Source organism: Curtobacterium sp. MCLR17_042, from assembly GCF_003234695.1.
Classification (GTDB): Bacteria; Actinomycetota; Actinomycetes; order Actinomycetales; family Microbacteriaceae; genus Curtobacterium; species Curtobacterium flaccumfaciens.
This window is the reverse complement of sequence record NZ_QKTD01000003.1, coordinates 160,002-174,829: the sequence shown is the minus strand read 5'-3', so window position 1 is coordinate 174,829 and position 14,828 is coordinate 160,002. Positions and strand designations below refer to the sequence as shown.

General features: G+C 67.4%; 10 protein-coding genes. 1 reads left to right on the top strand and 9 read right to left on the bottom strand.

Translation table 11 applies throughout. The features are described 5' to 3' along the window. Window positions 1–24 precede the first annotated feature (24 nt). From DEJ02_RS05180 to DEJ02_RS05145, 8 genes are all read right to left on the bottom strand, one after another. Window positions 25–888: a prepilin peptidase gene (locus DEJ02_RS05180; protein ID WP_375342361.1), complete on the bottom strand. Its 864-nt coding sequence runs from the start codon at window positions 886–888 to the stop codon at window positions 25–27. Further along, window positions 885–2,780, bottom strand: coding sequence for a hypothetical protein (locus DEJ02_RS05175; RefSeq protein ID WP_181440276.1), 1,896 nt, complete (start codon window positions 2,778–2,780; stop codon window positions 885–887). The genes DEJ02_RS05180 and DEJ02_RS05175 overlap by 4 nt, the downstream gene beginning before the upstream one ends. Continuing rightward, window positions 2,777–3,436 carry a PilW family protein gene (locus DEJ02_RS05170; protein ID WP_111032237.1) on the bottom strand — a complete coding sequence of 220 codons (660 nt, stop codon included), beginning with the start codon at window positions 3,434–3,436 and terminating at the stop codon, window positions 2,777–2,779. Before DEJ02_RS05170 ends, DEJ02_RS05175 begins: the two co-directional genes overlap by 4 nt. Beyond that, entirely contained in the window at window positions 3,436–4,773 is a 1,338-nt protein-coding gene (locus DEJ02_RS05165) for a prepilin-type N-terminal cleavage/methylation domain-containing protein (protein ID WP_111032236.1), read from the bottom strand. The genes DEJ02_RS05170 and DEJ02_RS05165 overlap by 1 nt, the downstream gene beginning before the upstream one ends. Window positions 4,774–4,851: 78 nt before the next feature. After that, window positions 4,852–5,313 (bottom strand): type II secretion system protein, encoded by a 462-nt coding sequence (locus DEJ02_RS18735; protein WP_111032235.1) that lies wholly within the window; start codon window positions 5,311–5,313, stop codon window positions 4,852–4,854. 184 nt (window positions 5,314–5,497) lie between these two features. Beyond that, on the bottom strand, window positions 5,498–6,730 hold the full coding sequence (locus tag DEJ02_RS05155; RefSeq protein WP_111023277.1) for a type II secretion system F family protein: 1,233 nt from the start codon (window positions 6,728–6,730) through the stop codon (window positions 5,498–5,500). After that, window positions 6,730–8,322, bottom strand: coding sequence for a type IV pilus twitching motility protein PilT (locus DEJ02_RS05150; protein ID WP_309147159.1), 1,593 nt, complete (start codon window positions 8,320–8,322; stop codon window positions 6,730–6,732). Before DEJ02_RS05150 ends, DEJ02_RS05155 begins: the two co-directional genes overlap by 1 nt. 20 nt (window positions 8,323–8,342) lie before the next feature. Beyond that, complete coding sequence (locus tag DEJ02_RS05145; protein ID WP_111023276.1) at window positions 8,343–10,010, bottom strand: GspE/PulE family protein; 1,668 nt, start codon at window positions 10,008–10,010, stop codon at window positions 8,343–8,345. A 401-nt stretch (window positions 10,011–10,411) separates the two neighbouring features. On the opposite strand from DEJ02_RS05145, the gene DEJ02_RS05140 reads away from it, so the two are divergent. Beyond that, the gene (locus DEJ02_RS05140; protein ID WP_071245506.1) at window positions 10,412–10,807 is read left to right on the top strand and encodes a VOC family protein; all 396 of its coding nucleotides are present in this window, start codon (window positions 10,412–10,414) and stop codon (window positions 10,805–10,807) included. A 129-nt stretch (window positions 10,808–10,936) separates the two neighbouring features. Here the strand turns inward: DEJ02_RS05140 and rpoC are convergent, their stop codons facing one another. Next, entirely contained in the window at window positions 10,937–14,818 is a 3,882-nt protein-coding gene (gene rpoC, locus DEJ02_RS05135) for a DNA-directed RNA polymerase subunit beta' (protein WP_110863230.1), read from the bottom strand. Between the last annotated feature and the right edge of the window lie 10 nt (window positions 14,819–14,828).

Here is a 14,828-nt window from a genome sequence, read left to right as displayed (position 1 = left end):
GGTGGGTCAGTGCGCGACGAGGCGTCAGGCGAGTCCGAGGAGGCGCAGGTAGCCGTCCCATGCGGGGGCACCGACGGCGATGCCGAGCCAGGCACCCGCGAGCATCCAGGGGCCGAACGGGATCCCGCTGCGACGGCCCGCCCGGCGCACGACCAGGAGGACGACTGCGAAGGTACCTCCGAGCAGGAACGCCGCGAAAGAACCCACTGCGAGGGGTCCCCATCCGAGGTACGCCAGCACGAGGCCGAGCACGCCGGCGAGCTTCACGTCGCCGAGCCCCATCCCGCCGGGCACCGCCAGTGCGAGCACGAGGTAGACGCCGCCGAGGACGACCAGGCCGATGAGGCCCCGGAGCGCGGCGCCCCAGTCCCCGGACGCCGCCGACGCAGCCAGCAGGAGCACGGACAGCACGATGTAGGCCGGGAGCACGATCCGGTTCGGCAACGTGTGGGTGTCGAGGTCGATGAGCGTCAACGAGATGCTGATCGCCATCAGGTACAGGAGTGCGACGAGCAGGATCGCAGCGTGGATCGTTCCGGGGACGCCGTCCAGCGTTGCCAGGGGCGACCACGGTGCGAGGACCGAGAGCAGCGTCACCGCGACGAACAGGAGGCCCGTGGCGGCTTCGACGAGCGGGTACCGGGCCGAGATGGGCGCGCCGCAGTCACGGCACCGGGCGCGCAGGACGAGCCAGGAGACCACGGGCACGTTGTCGCGGCTCCGGATCGCGTGACCGCATCCGGGGCACGAGCTGGCCGGCGCGACGACGGACTTGCCCGCGGGCACCCGGTGCACGACGACGTTCAGGAACGACCCGATCGCGAGACCGAGCACGCCGACCAGCGCGGCGACGAGGGGCGCCACAGCGGCGAAGGAAGTCACGGTCACTTCCCCGTCGGGGTGCCGTCAGCGCGGAACGCCGTGGCCGACTCGGTCTCGGTCGTCACACCGTAGGTGGTCGAGACCGGCTGCAGGAACTTGGGCGGGGCCGAGGACTTGAGTCTGCTGTCGTACGAGTACGCCTTCGCGTACCCGGTGAGGTACGAACCGTAGGAGGTCCGCACCGAGCCGCGGAACTGCTGCGCGATCGAACCGTAGATCGTCAGGATCCCGAGGTTCGACCCGAACGCACTGTTCTGCACGTTGAAGGTGCCGAGGTTGCTCGCGATGGCGGCATCGATCTCGATGTTCCGGGTCGGGGCGAGGTTGGCGGACGAACCCGACGAAGTGGAGCACGCGCTGCTCGTCCCGGAGGAGCACGAGATGGGGTTGTAGACGGACACTGCTCGCTGCCCCACGAGGCCGAGCATGTCGTCCGAGCCACGCCCGTTCTGGTAGACGATGCTCCCGGTCACGTAGACGAAGTTCTCGGCGGCCAGCGTCATCTGCCCTCCGAACGAACCCGACACGAAGACGTCGCCGTTCCGGCATCCGTAGTACCCGGAGTCACCGAGGCTGCCGGTGAACTCGTTGCTCTTCGGGTAGCCGAGTCCGTTCCCGTAGTCAGAGGTGGTCTTGCCGCTGGCGTCCTTCACGTTCTGCTGGCAGTAGACCGGCGAACCGGCGTTCACGGTCCCGTTCACGGTTCCGCCCGGGGGCGGTGTCGTGTTGGGCGCCCAGTAGTTGGGGTCTCCGCTTGCGCTGGGGACCGTCTGCACGAAGACCAGGTTCGACGGCAGGGTCGGGATGACCGCCCCCGCACCCGTCAGCGCCGAGACCGATCCACAGAGTGCGTCGTTCGTGCTGCCGCCGATGATCGTGCCGTTCGCGGCGCCGGAGAGCTGGGTCTTCTTCGTCCACGGTGAGACGACGCGCATCTTGCCGCCGGACAGGAAGGTGATCGACGTCGGCCCGGTGTAGATGCAGCCGGGCTTCGCGACCTTGTCGGGGATGTCCGTCCGTGCCTCCTGCTTCATGTTCGCGTTCGTGCTCGGCATCGGGAGGGTGCCCCTGGTCTCGATCCGACCGCCGTTGAACTTCGTCGAGGTCCGGCACGACGAGTCGACCTTCGTCTCCTTGCTCGTGTAGAAGAAGTCGGCTGCTCCGGTGTCGTACACGGCCCGGTTGAACGTCGCACCGCAGGCGGTGATGACGTCGTTCGTCCGGACGGGGCCGTCGAGCGTGTCGCCCGCTCCGAACTGCACCGCGTCGCAGCTGGTGTAGTAGTTCCAGTTGCTGTCGTTGCGGTGCGCCGAGGTACACCGCGTCGTCGTCGCAGCGCCCGTTGACGTCGTCGCGGTCTCACCGGTGAGGCTGGGGTCCTGCGACTCGTAGTTCGTGAACCACAGGTAGTTCACGAAGCCGTCACCGCGCAGGTCAACGACGAGTGTCCGGGTCGCGGCGTCCGCCTTGCCGGTGACGCGGAGACGGACCTTGCCGGTGTTCGCGTAGGCGGAGTTGTCGACCTCGTACCGGTAGAACTGATCAGTGCTCCCCACGACCGGTGCCCACGTCCCGCCCACGGTTGTTCCGAAGGCCTTGTTCGCAGTGTCGGTGGAGTACGTGCTCTCGCCTGAGAACGGGGTCCGCACCCCGTACCTCACGTACGCGTTGTCCGCCGCGAGGCGTCCCTGGTAGTCCGACAGGCCGGCGTACGCCGCAGCCATCGCCTTGTTGTAGTCGTCGTCGTTCGACGCCTTCGTCGCGCCGCTCGTCGCGGTCGCGACCACCAGCGAGAGCACGATCATGAGCACCGCGCCGAGGCCGATGACCGCGGCGAGCGCCACGCCACGTTCGTCGTCACGGCTGCGGAGGGCACGGACAAGTCGGATGAGCATCATGACTCCGTCGCTGCGCCGTAGTCGAGGTTGCGCAGGTTGATGTTCGCTTCGAAGGTGGTGTCGTTCGCGGTCGTCCCCGTCACGGATCCGACCGTGAGGGCCACGTCGACCGAGCGGATCGAGTCGAGGGTTGCGGCTGTCGGGGTGACGACGCCATCGGCGGCGTTCCGGTAGCTGAACAGGGGGCTGCCGGCGTTCGTCCGGATGACGTCGGCCAGCACGATGGTCTTCGTCGTGCCGGTGAACGTGCAGTACCCGTTCGCCGGGCAGTCGCCGCGCTGGAGCTGCATGCGGAGCTTCGTGCCCTGCGTGTCGATCGTGACCTTGGTGAGCCCGGCCCGGGACGTGGAGAGGTCGACGCCGGAGTAGAACCGCATGCTCGTCGCCGTCGCACTCTCGAACGCCGCCAGGTTCGTCGTCTTCGTCAGCTGCACGCGGGACGCTTCACGCAGGTACCGGCTCACCTGCGTCATGGAGGTCGTGCCCTGCCGTGTGCTGTCGTTGACCGACGAGACCGTCCGCTGGGCCTTGATCATCGAGACGAAGAAGCTCCCGACCAACGTGAGCAGCAGTGACGTGACGAGCATCGCCACGAGGAGCTCGACGAGCGTGATGCCCCGTTGCTCCGAGTGGAGACGACGGATGATCGCCCGCATCAGCTGACCGGCCTGGGATCGACCATCACGGCACCACTCCGGACGGCGCCGTTCGTGACCATCGCGGCGTTCTCGTTCGTGAGGGCGAGGGCGTTCGTCGTGGATCCGGCCGTGTCCCCGGAGTAGATCTTCCAGGTCCCCCACGGCAACGCGATCGACGCAGTGCCCGCTGCGAGCTTCGGGAACTGCAGGGTCATCCCTGCGGCACAGCCCGGGTCGCCGTTCACGGGCGTCGTCGTCTTCGCGGTCAGGAACTTGCCCGCCGTCAGACCCGAGAGCTTGACCGCCCCCATCTGCACGGTGATCGTCGCCTTGTTGTTCAAGGGCTCCGAGGGTGTCCCGACCTTCGACTTCGCATTCGGGGTCGTCCAGGACCCCGGCTCCGGGCTGAGACAGGTCGACGACGAGGTACCCGACGCGTCGACGACGTACGACCCGGCGACCACCCGGTAGCTCCCGTACGGGAACAGCGACGCCGACCCGGCGGTGTTCGGCAGTTGGGTGGTGCCGGAGGTCGGGTTGATGAGCGTCGTCGGCATGTTGGTGGGGAGCATCGCGCCCACGTCCGGGGTGGACGTGTACGTGAACGTGTACTTCGCTGCCATGTCGAAGCTGAACGCCGCAGCCCCGGAGGCGCCAGCAGCGACGGTGATCGTCTGCGATGACGGGCTGACCTGCTGGTTCGAGTCGACGTAGCCGCTCCGAGCGATCTTCACCGAGTACGTGCCGGGATCGACTCCGGAGACGTAGGTGCACCCCTCGTCATCGGTCGCGGGCATGGTGACCCCGTCCGGGCCGGTGACGGTCGGGATGATCCCGGAAACCCCGACGCCGTTCGCGTTCGTGACCCCGATCAGGATCGAACCCGTGCTGTCCGAGTTGATGTTCGTCAGCGGAGCGATGGCGCTCGACATGGTGACCTGCTGCGAGCCCGATGACGATGCACTCGTCTTCCAGCTGACCGTGACGGTGACGGCTTTGTAGGACAGCACGCCTTCGCCGGTGCCGCAGGCCGTCGCGCTTCCCGAGGACCGGGTCCACGACACCTTGCGCGTGAGGGCGAAGGTCTGGTTACCGACCTTCGGCGAATCGGTACCGCTCTTGATGTCGAAGATGCTCGGGAGGTCGCGGAGGCCGTCGATGTCCTCCATCGCGATCGTCGATGCGACCTCGCGCGCACGGGTGTCCTTCGACAGCACCAGTGAGGCAGCGATGCCGGCGGCGATCCCGGCGGCGATCAGGGCGAAGATCGTCATCGCGACCATCACCTCGATGATCGTGAAGCCGTCCTCGTTGTCCCGTGCGGAACGCAGTCGCTCGGCGATGCGCGAGATCATGGCGTCCCTTCTGGCCGGAGTGGAAGTACATCAGGGCGGACGGTGACCCACAGGTCAACGTCCACCCTGACTGTGGTGTTACGGGGTCTTCTTCGTGAAGACGCCCGCAGCGCAGGTGCCCTCAGCCACACCCGCCGAGTCCGTGGCAGCGAACGTCTTCGAGGTGGCCTTGCTCGTGCCCTGGATGCAGAAGGCGGTCTTGTCCGCGTTGGCCGTGTAGACGAGGGTCGTGTCGCCGCCGACGGTCGTGCCCGCCTTCTTGTAGTCAGCGGTCGTGATGTCCGTCTTGTCGGCGGGGAACGTTCCGTCACCGTTCGTCGCGATGCTCACCACGGCGGTCTTCGCGTTGGTGACGTCCGACTTGACGGCCGAGTCCTTCGCGTTGTTCTGCACGCCGATGTACACCGGGATGGCGATCGCGGCCAGGATGCCGATGATGATGACGACGACGAGGAGCTCGATGAGCGTGAAGCCCTTCTCGCCGTCCTTCAGGAGACCCTTGCGGCGAGCGTCGAGCTTGCCCATGAGAGCGAAGTACATGGTTGTTTCCATTCTGCGGGGAATGTCGGGGAAATGGGTTCGGGGCTTGCTCGGCCGCCGCAGATCAGCGTATTGGGGGCACATCGAGCGGCCAATCCCGAGAACGGGGGCCATGCTGGGCACAAAACACCCCCAGTGCGGGGGAGGGTCGATTTCGACAATGCCCCCGCATGGGGGGGAATGACTAGGAAGCGTTCTGCACGACGTTGGTGATCTGGAAGATCGGCATGTAGAGCGCGATGATCATCCCGCCCACCACAACGCCAAGGAACGCGATGAGCAGCGGCTCGATCAGCGAGGTGAGGGCGTCGGTGGTCGCCTCGACCTCGGCGTCGTAGAACACCGCGATCTTCTCGAGCATGATCTCGAGGGAACCGGCGTCTTCACCGACCGCGACCATCTGCGTCACCATTGCCGGGAAAACCGATTGCGCGGCGAGCGGCACCGCGATTGATTCACCTTTCCGCACCGCCTCTGCGACATTGTCGAGCGCGCGCTTCACGACGAAGTTGTTCGACACTTCCCCGACGATCCGCAATGCCTGCAGAATGGGAACACCGGCACCGATCATGTTCGAGAAGTTGCGAGCGAACCGAGCAATGACGATCTTCTTCTGCAGCGGGCCGAAGACCGGCAGTTTCAGGGTGATCGGATCGATGAACGCCCGGACGCGTTCGGTGTTCTTGTTCGCTCGCCACCACAGCCACGCCAGCACGACGACGATCGCGAGCGGGATCGCGACGTACCGCATGGCGTGTGACAGCGTCACGAGGATCTGCGTCGGCAGCGGGAGCGTGCCGCCGAGCGACGAGAACATGTCCTGGAAGATCGGGACGATGAAGATGAGCATGATGGCGACCGCCACCAGCGACATCACGAGCACGACCACCGGGTAGGTCATCGCCGACTTGATCGTCGAGCGGAGCTTGTGCTCCTTCTCGAAGTTCGTGGCGATGGAGTCCATGGCCTGATCGAGGAACCCGCCGGTCTCCCCCGCACGGATCATGTTGATCATGATCGGCGGGAAGTCGACCGGGTACTTCGCGACGGCGTCGGAGAACGAGACACCGCGCTCGACGTCGTCGCGGACCTTGCCGAGGATGTCCTTGAGCTTCTTGTTCTCGGTCTGGTCGGACAGGATCGTCAGGGTCCGCAGGAGCGAGAGCCCCGAGGTGAGCATCGTCGAGGCCTGTCGCGACATGATCGCGAGGTCCTTGAGACCGACGCCCTTCTCGAACCCGGGGATCTTGATCTCGGTCTGCAGCCCGGTGCCGGCCTTGGCTTCGGTGATGGCGATCGGTGACACGCCCATGCCCCGGAGGCGCTGGACGACGGCGCCCTCGGACGCGGCGTCGAGGCGACCCTTGACGAGCTTGCCGGCGCCGTCACGCCCGCGGTAGTCGAACGCGAGTGACATCAGTAGCCTCCGGAGAACTTGTCGCCGAAGTCGATGCCGCTGGCGGCGATCGCGGCGGCCGAGGAGTCGGACGGGGACTCGACGCGCTGGACGAGCCGGTCGAAGCCCTCTTCGTCGTGCACCTTCTCCATCGCGGCCTTGCGCGAGATGGTGCCGACGTTGACCAGTTCGGCGAGGTCCTGGTCCATGGTGTGCATGCCGAGGTCACGGCCGGCCTGCATGGCGGAGGTGATCTGGTAGGTCTTGCCCTCGCGGATGAGGTTGCCGATGGCCGGGGTGATCGTCATGATCTCGGTGGCGACGACCCGGCCGACGCCGTTGGCCTTCGGGACGAGGGTCTGGCAGACGACGCCCTGCAGGGTGGCCGCGAGCTGGGTGCGGATCTGCCCCTGCTGGTGCGGCGGGAAGACGTCGATGACGCGGTCGATCGTGCCCGGTGCGCTCTGCGTGTGCAGGGTGGCGAACACCAGGTGGCCGGTCTCGGCGGCGGTGAGCGCGACGGAGATGGTCTCGAGGTCGCGGAGCTCACCGATCAGGATGACGTCGGGGTCCTGCCGCAGCACGTGCTTGAGCGCCGAGGCGAAGGAGTGGGTGTCGGCGCCGACCTCGCGCTGGTTGATGATCGACCGCTTGTGGTCGTGCATGAACTCGATCGGGTCCTCGACCGTGACGATGTGGTCGGCACGGCTCTCGTTGACCAGGTCGATGAGCGCGGCGAGGGTGGTCGACTTGCCCGAACCGGTCGGACCGGTGACGAGGACCAGTCCACGGGGGAGGCCGGCGAAGTCACCGACGTGCGCGGGGATGGCGAGCTGCTTGAGCGTCTTGATCCGGGTGGGGATGATGCGGAACGCCGCGCCCCAGTTGCCGCGCTGCTGGTAGTAGTTCACGCGGAAGCGGTACTCCGGCGACAGCGAGTACGCGAAGTCGAGCTCCTGGTCGTGGTCGAACTGCCCGGCCTGTTCGACGGACAGCAGCGTCTTGAGTGCCGCGATGACCTTGCCACGCGACCACGCGCCTCCGGGCACGGCCGGCCGGAGCGAGCCGTCGACGCGGACGGTGGGCGGGGCGTCGGCCGTGACGTGCAGGTCGGAGGCCCCCTGGTAGACGACCTGTGCGAGTGCGGTGATGAGGTCGGGGTCGGCGACCTCGCGTGCGTGCCGGGCGAAGTCGATGTCACCGGCCGAGGCCGCGGCGGGGGCCGGAGCAGGTGCCGGCGGTGCGGCGTGGTGGGCGCCGCTGTAGGCGATGGCCGGCAGCTGCTGGGTCGCCGGCTCGGCGTACCCGTAGGTGGCGGTCGAGGACGGCACCGCGGCGGGCGGCGTCGCCGGAGCGGTCGCGGACTGCGCCACGGGCGCAGCCACCGGACCACCCACGGACCCGGCAACCGGGCTGGCCACGGCCGTGCCGGTGGGCGCGGGCCACACCGCCGAGTCGTCCGTCAGGTCGTAGACCTGCTCGGGCGGGGCAGCGGCTGCCGCGGCCAGACGCGCGGCACGGCGGGAGCCGACCTCGGCGCCGGGGGTGCCGGGGTGCCATCCGGCGACGGGCTCGTCGCCGGGCATGGTGATGTCGTACACGGAGTCGGTCATCTGCTCGTCCTGTTCCCCGGTCACGCGACGACGCGCAGGATCTCGTCGACGCTCGTCATGCCGAGCTTGACCTTCTCGAAGCCGTCCTGGCGGAGCGTGAGCATGCCCTGTTGCTGGGCGACGCGACTGATCTCCGCGCTCGAGGCGCGACCGACGGCGAGCCGCTCGATCTCCTCGGTCACGGTCATGACCTCGTGCAGGGCGATGCGGCCGCGGTACCCGGTGTTCGAGCAGACGGCGCAGCCGACCGGGGCGAAGAACGCGGGCATCTCGTCGCCGGGGGCCAGGAACCCGAGCGCCCGGAGCTGCTCGATCTCGTACACGGCGGGCGCCTTGCACCGGTCGCACAGCCGTCGTGCGAGGCGCTGGGCGACGACGGAGTCGAGGGCGGACCCGACCAGGAACGGCTCGATGTCCATCTCGGTCAGGCGGGTCACGGCCGACGGGGCGTCGTTGGTGTGCAGGGTCGAGAGCACGAGGTGCCCGGTCAGCGACGCCTCGATCGCGATCTGGGCGGTCTCGTGGTCGCGGATCTCACCGAGCAGCACGACGTCGGGGTCGGAGCGGAGGATCGAGCGGAGCGCGGAGGCGAACGTCAGGCCGGCCTTCGGGTTGACCTGCACCTGGTTGATGCCGGCCATCCGGTACTCGACCGGGTCCTCCACCGTGATGACGTTGATCTCGGGCTTCGCCACGGCGTTGAGGGTCGTGTACAGCGTCGTCGACTTGCCCGAACCGGTGGGACCGGTGACCAGGATCATGCCGTAGGGCTTCGAGTACGACCGCTGGTACGCCTGGAAGTTCTGCTCGAGGAGGTTGAGGTCCTTGAGGGTCAGCGAGGTGTTCGTGTTGTCGAGGATCCGCATGACGACCTTCTCGCCCCACACAGTGGGCAGCGTCGCGACGCGGAGGTCGATCTGCCGGCCGCCGTGCCGCACGGACATGCGGCCGTCCTGCGGCTTGCGACGCTCGGCGATGTCGATGTCGCTCATGATCTTCAGGCGGCTGATCACGCCGTTCTGGATGTTCTTCGGCGCCGGCGCCATCTCGTGCAGCACGCCGTCGATGCGGTACCGGATCCGGACCTCGTGCTCGCCGGGCTCGATGTGGATGTCGGACGCGTGGTCCTGGATGGCCTGCGACACGAGCAGGTTCACGAACCGGACGATCGGGACGTCGTCGAGGGCGCCGTCGGCGATGTCGATCTGCGCCTTCGAGGTCGTCGACGCTTCTTCTTCGAGCGATGACGTCAGGTCGTTCAGCTCGTCGTCGGCGCGCAGGTACCGGTCGAGGGCAGCGACGAGGTCACGCTCCTCGACCTGCAGCGGCTTGATCGCGCGACCGGATGCGGTCCGGGCGTCGTCGATGGCGAGCACGTTCGTGGGGTTCACCATCGCGAGGATGAGCAGGTCGCCCTCGAACCCGACGCCGAGCACACCGTGGCGCCGGCACAGGGCCGCCGGCAGGATCGACACCGCGGTGCCGTCGACAGGGTAGTCGCTCAGCGGGACGGTGCGTGAGTTGTTCGACGCGGCCCGGGCGGTGATGAACTGGGCCTCGCTCACGACGCCCTGGTCGACCAGGCCGCGGATGGCGCGCTCGTCGAGGTCCTCGTCACCCGTCATCGCATCGAGGTGCTCGATGGGCAGGGCGCCGTTCAGGATGAGGATCTCGGACAGGGTCGCCATGAGTCCCGTGCCTCCTTGGACTCGCGCACGGCGAGACGTCGTCGGGTGATGCGCCACCAGGGATGTGGCGCCCGACCACGCTACTTCTGGGGCCCTCGCCGACCGCAGTCCCAGAAAGAGGGGGCGGAGGGGGTCCGGCTGCACCCAGAACTGGGGTCCACGACCGGTTCGGCCCCGGTCCGGGGGACGCTTCGGCCGGTTCGCGGTGGTCGTCGGAGGGTGCATGTCCGCCATCCTCCCGGACCCCGCACCGCTCCCGCAGCCATGGCGAGCAGTCCGTGGAGAACGTCGGCGTCGCACGGGGGTGTGGAGGAACGAGGCCGCCGTCCGACACGGGCCGGACAGCGCGGCGCCGCGGAATCCCTCTCGACGCGCGCCCCCACCCGGGCACATGATGAGACATGGACATCACGAGCGTGACCGTGGGGTTGCCCGTCAGCGACATCGAGGCGTCCTGCCTCTGGTACGGCGCGGTCTTCGAGCGCACCGAGCCGGACCTCGAGCCCGAGGACGGCGTCGCCGAGTACGAGGTCGGCGGCATCTGGATCCAGCTCTACGTCGACGAACAGGCCGAGGAGAACCCGGTCAGCGTCCGCTTCGGCGTCGACGACGTCGCCGCGCAGCACGCACGCATCGGCGCGCTCGGCATCGACATCGGCCCCGTCGAGTGCGTCGACGGGGCCGTCGACTGGTTCGACGTCCGCGACCCCGACGGCAACGTGCTGAGCCTGTTCTCGCTGGTCGACGAGACCGGACGCGGTTCCGGACGCGACAACGGCGCGGGTCGCGCGCTCTAGACGCGACCCCACGGCGGACGGGAGGCCCGTGGCGGCCCCGCACCGCGCCTCCAGGCCGTCACGTGGTGACGACACGACGAAGGCCCCGCCTCCTTGCGGAGACGGGGCCTTCGTGGGATCACATCAGGCTCAGTTGTACGTGCCCGGCGTGAAGTCGTCCGACGAGAAGCTGTCGAAGTCGACGAAGCTCAGGTCGGCGTCCGAGAACGACGAGTCGTCAGCGAAGATGCGGTTGGGGTACCGCTCCGCCTTCGCCTCTTCGGTCGCGTTCACGTCCACGTCACGGTACCGGCTGAGGCCCGTCCCGGCGGGGATGAGCTTACCGATGATGACGTTCTCCTTGAGGCCGACGAGGTGGTCCTGCTTGCCCTCCATGGCCGCCTGCGTGAGCACGCGGGTGGTCTCCTGGAAGGAAGCGGCGGACAGCCACGACTCGGTCGCGAGGGACGCCTTCGTGATGCCCATGACCTCCTGGCGAGCCGAGGCGGTCTTGCGACCCTCCTGCAGCGCCGCACGGTTCAGCGCGTTGTAGCGCGACCGGTCGACGAGCTCACCCGGCAGCAGGTCGGTGTCGCCGTGGTCGACGACGGTGACCTTGCGGAGCATCTGGCGGACGATGACCTCGATGTGCTTGTCGTGGATCGGCACACCCTGCGAGCCGTAGACGTCCTGCACACCGTTGACCAGGTGCTTCTGGACCTCTCGGACACCCTTGACCCGGAGGACTTCCTTCGGGTCGACGGTGCCAGCGATGAACTGCTCGCCGAGCTCGACGTGCTGGTTGTCCTCGATGAGGAGCGTCGCACGCTTGAGCACCGGGTAGATGAACGGCTCGTCGCCGTTGTCCGGCGTGAGGATGATCCGACGACCCTTGTCCGTGTCCTCGACCACGACGCGGCCGGGGGCCTCGGCGATCGGGGACGCGCCCTTGGGGGTACGCGCCTCGAAGAGCTCCGTGACACGCGGCAGACCCTGGGTGATGTCGTCGGCCGAGGCCGAACCACCCGTGTGGAAGGTACGCATCGTCAGCTGGGTACCGGGCTCACCGATGGACTGCGCGGCGATGATGCCGACTGCCTCACCGATGTCGACCAGGTTGCCGGTGGCGAGCGAACGGCCGTAGCACTTCGCGCAGACACCGACGGCCGACTCGCAGGTCAGGACCGAGCGCACCTTGATGCTCTCGACACCGGCTGCCAGCAGCTTCTCGAGGAGCACGTCACCGACGTCCTCGCGAGCCTCTGCCACGACCGTGCCCTGTGCGTCCACGGCCTCGGTGGCCAGGGTGCGGGAGTACACGGTGTTCTCGACGCGGGGGTCGCGGACGAGCTTGCCGTCGGCGTCCACGGTCGCGATCGGCAGCTCGAGGCCACGCGTCGTGCCGCAGTCGTCCTCGCGGATGATGACGTCCTGCGAGACGTCCACGAGACGACGGGTGAGGTACCCGGAGTCCGCGGTACGGAGCGCGGTGTCGGCAAGACCCTTACGAGCACCGTGGGTGGCGATGAAGTACTCCGCCACGGTCAGGCCCTCGCGGTACGAGTTGATGATCGGGCGGGCGATGATCTCGCCCTTCGGGTTGTTCACCAGACCACGCATACCGGCGATGTTGCGGACCTGGAGCCAGTTACCACGAGCACCGGACGACACCATGCGGTTGATGGTGTTGTCGACCGGGAAGTTGTCGCGCATCTCCTGCGCGATCTCGTTCGTGGCCTCGGTCCAGATCTTGATCAGGTCGGCACGACGCTCGGAGTCGGTGATCAGACCCTTGTCGAACTCGCCCTGCACCTTGGCGGCCTGGATCTCGTAGCCCGCGATGATCTCCTTCTTGCGAGGAGGCGTCACGACGTCCGACAGGGCGACGGTCACACCGGAGCGGGTGCCCCAGTAGAAGCCGGCGTCCTTGATCCGGTCCAGCGCAGCGGCCGTCTCGGTCTTGGAGTAGCGCTCGGCGAGGTCGTTGACGATCGCGGAGAGCACACCCTTGTCGGTGACCTTCTGGACGAACGGGTAGTTCGCCGGCAGGGTCTCGTTGAAGAGCGCACGGCCCAGGGTCGTCTCGAGCAGCACGGTGTCGCCCTGCTCGTAGCCCTCGGGAGCTTCACCCTCGGCGAAGTGGACACCCGTCATGCGGATCTTCGCCATCGCGTTGAGGTGCAGCGTGTGCTGGTCGTTGGCCAGGATCGCCTCGGCGACCGAGGAGAACGCACGGCCTTCACCGACGGCGCCCTCGCGGACGGTCGTCAGGTGGTGCAGACCGATGATCATGTCCTGTGCGGGCAGGGTCACCGGGCGGCCGTCGGACGGCTTCAGGATGTTGTTCGAGGCGAGCATCAGGATGCGGGCCTCGGCCTGGGCCTCGACCGACAGCGGCAGGTGCACGGCCATCTGGTCACCGTCGAAGTCCGCGTTGAACGCAGCACACACGAGCGGGTGGAGCTGGATGGCCTTGCCCTCGACGAGCTGCGGCTCGAACGCCTGGATGCCCAGACGGTGCAGCGTCGGCGCACGGTTCAGCAGCACGGGGCGCTCGCGGATGATCTCCTCGAGCACGTCCCACACCTGCGGACGCGAACGCTCGACCATGCGCTTGGCCGACTTGATGTTCTGCGCGTGCGACAGGTCGATCAGGCGCTTGATCACGAACGGCTTGAAGAGCTCGAGCGCCATCTGCTTGGGCAGACCGCACTGGTGCAGCTTCAGCTGCGGGCCGACGATGATGACCGAACGGCCCGAGTAGTCGACGCGCTTGCCGAGCAGGTTCTGGCGGAAACGACCCTGCTTGCCCTTGAGCATGTCGCTCAGGGACTTCAGGGCGCGGTTGCCGGTACCCGTGACCGGACGACCACGACGACCGTTGTCGAACAGCGCGTCAACGGCTTCCTGCAGCATGCGCTTCTCGTTGTTCACGATGATCTCGGGGGCACCGAGGTCGAGCAGGCGGCGGAGACGGTTGTTGCGGTTGATCACACGACGGTAGAGGTCGTTGAGGTCCGACGTGGCGAAACGGCCACCGTCGAGCTGCACCATCGGGCGCAGCTCCGGCGGGATGACCGGTACGACGCCGAGCACCATCGCGGCCGGCGAGTTGCCGGTGGCGAGGAAGGAGCTGACGACGCGCAGACGCTTGATCGCGCGGATCTTCTTCTGGCCCTTGCCCTCGGCGATCTGCAGACGCAGCGCCTCGGCCTCGGCGGCCAGGTCGAACGCCTCGAGCCGGAGCTTGATCGCCTCGGCGCCCATGTAGGCGTCGAAGTAGATCCCGAACCGGTCCTGGAGCTCGTGGAAGACGGCGTCCTCGGGCTTGAGGTCGCCCACCTTGAGGTTGCGGAAGTCCTCCCACACACGCTCGAGACGGGTGATGTCCTCGTCGAACGACTTGCGGACCTGGGACATCTCCTTCTCGGCGGTGTCCTTGGTGCGGCGCTTGACGTCGGCCTTCGCACCCTCTTCCTCAAGGGCTGCGAGGTCGTCCTCGAGCTTCTTGAGGCGGTCGGCGATGATCGAGTCGCGCTGGCCCTCGAGGGTCTTGATCTCGAGACGCATCTCGTTCTCGAGACCCGGCATGTCCGCGTGACGGCCCTCTTCATCGATGTCGATGATCATGTACGCCGCGAAGTAGATGACCTTCTCGAGGTCCTTCGGCGCCATGTCGAGGAGGTACCCGAGGCGCGACGGGACGCCCTTGAAGTACCAGATGTGCGTGACGGGGGCAGCGAGCTCGATGTGGCCCATGCGCTCACGACGGACCGAGGACTTGGTGACCTCGACGCCGCAGCGCTCGCAGACGATGCCCTTGAACCGGACACGCTTGTACTTGCCGCAGGCGCACTCCCAGTCGCGGGAAGGACCGAAGATCTGCTCGCCGAACAGACCGTCCTTCTCGGGCTTCAGGGTGCGGTAGTTGATGGTCTCCGGCTTCTTGACCTCGCCGTACGACCACTGACGGATGTCCTCGGCGGTCGCGAGGCCGATCCGAATGGCGTCAAAGGAAGTTGCTTCGAGCAATGTTCTTCTC

What these genes read in the sequence shown, in the direction of transcription:
- DEJ02_RS05175 (WP_181440276.1), bottom strand. Translation starts at nt 2,780, where the DNA reads ATGATGCTCATCCGACTTGTCCGTGCCCTCCGCAGCCGTGACGACGAA.
- DEJ02_RS18735 (WP_111032235.1), bottom strand. Translation starts at nt 5,313, where the DNA reads ATGTACTTCGCTCTCATGGGCAAGCTCGACGCTCGCCGCAAGGGTCTC.
- DEJ02_RS05155 (WP_111023277.1), bottom strand. Translation starts at nt 6,730, where the DNA reads ATGTCACTCGCGTTCGACTACCGCGGGCGTGACGGCGCCGGCAAGCTC.
- DEJ02_RS05165 (WP_111032236.1), bottom strand. Translation starts at nt 4,773, where the DNA reads ATGATCTCGCGCATCGCCGAGCGACTGCGTTCCGCACGGGACAACGAG.
- DEJ02_RS05150 (WP_309147159.1), bottom strand. Translation starts at nt 8,322, where the DNA reads ATGACCGACTCCGTGTACGACATCACCATGCCCGGCGACGAGCCCGTC.
- DEJ02_RS05140 (WP_071245506.1), top strand. Translation starts at nt 10,412, where the DNA reads ATGGACATCACGAGCGTGACCGTGGGGTTGCCCGTCAGCGACATCGAG.
- DEJ02_RS05170 (WP_111032237.1), bottom strand. Translation starts at nt 3,436, where the DNA reads ATGCGGGCGATCATCCGTCGTCTCCACTCGGAGCAACGGGGCATCACG.
- DEJ02_RS05145 (WP_111023276.1), bottom strand. Translation starts at nt 10,010, where the DNA reads ATGGCGACCCTGTCCGAGATCCTCATCCTGAACGGCGCCCTGCCCATC.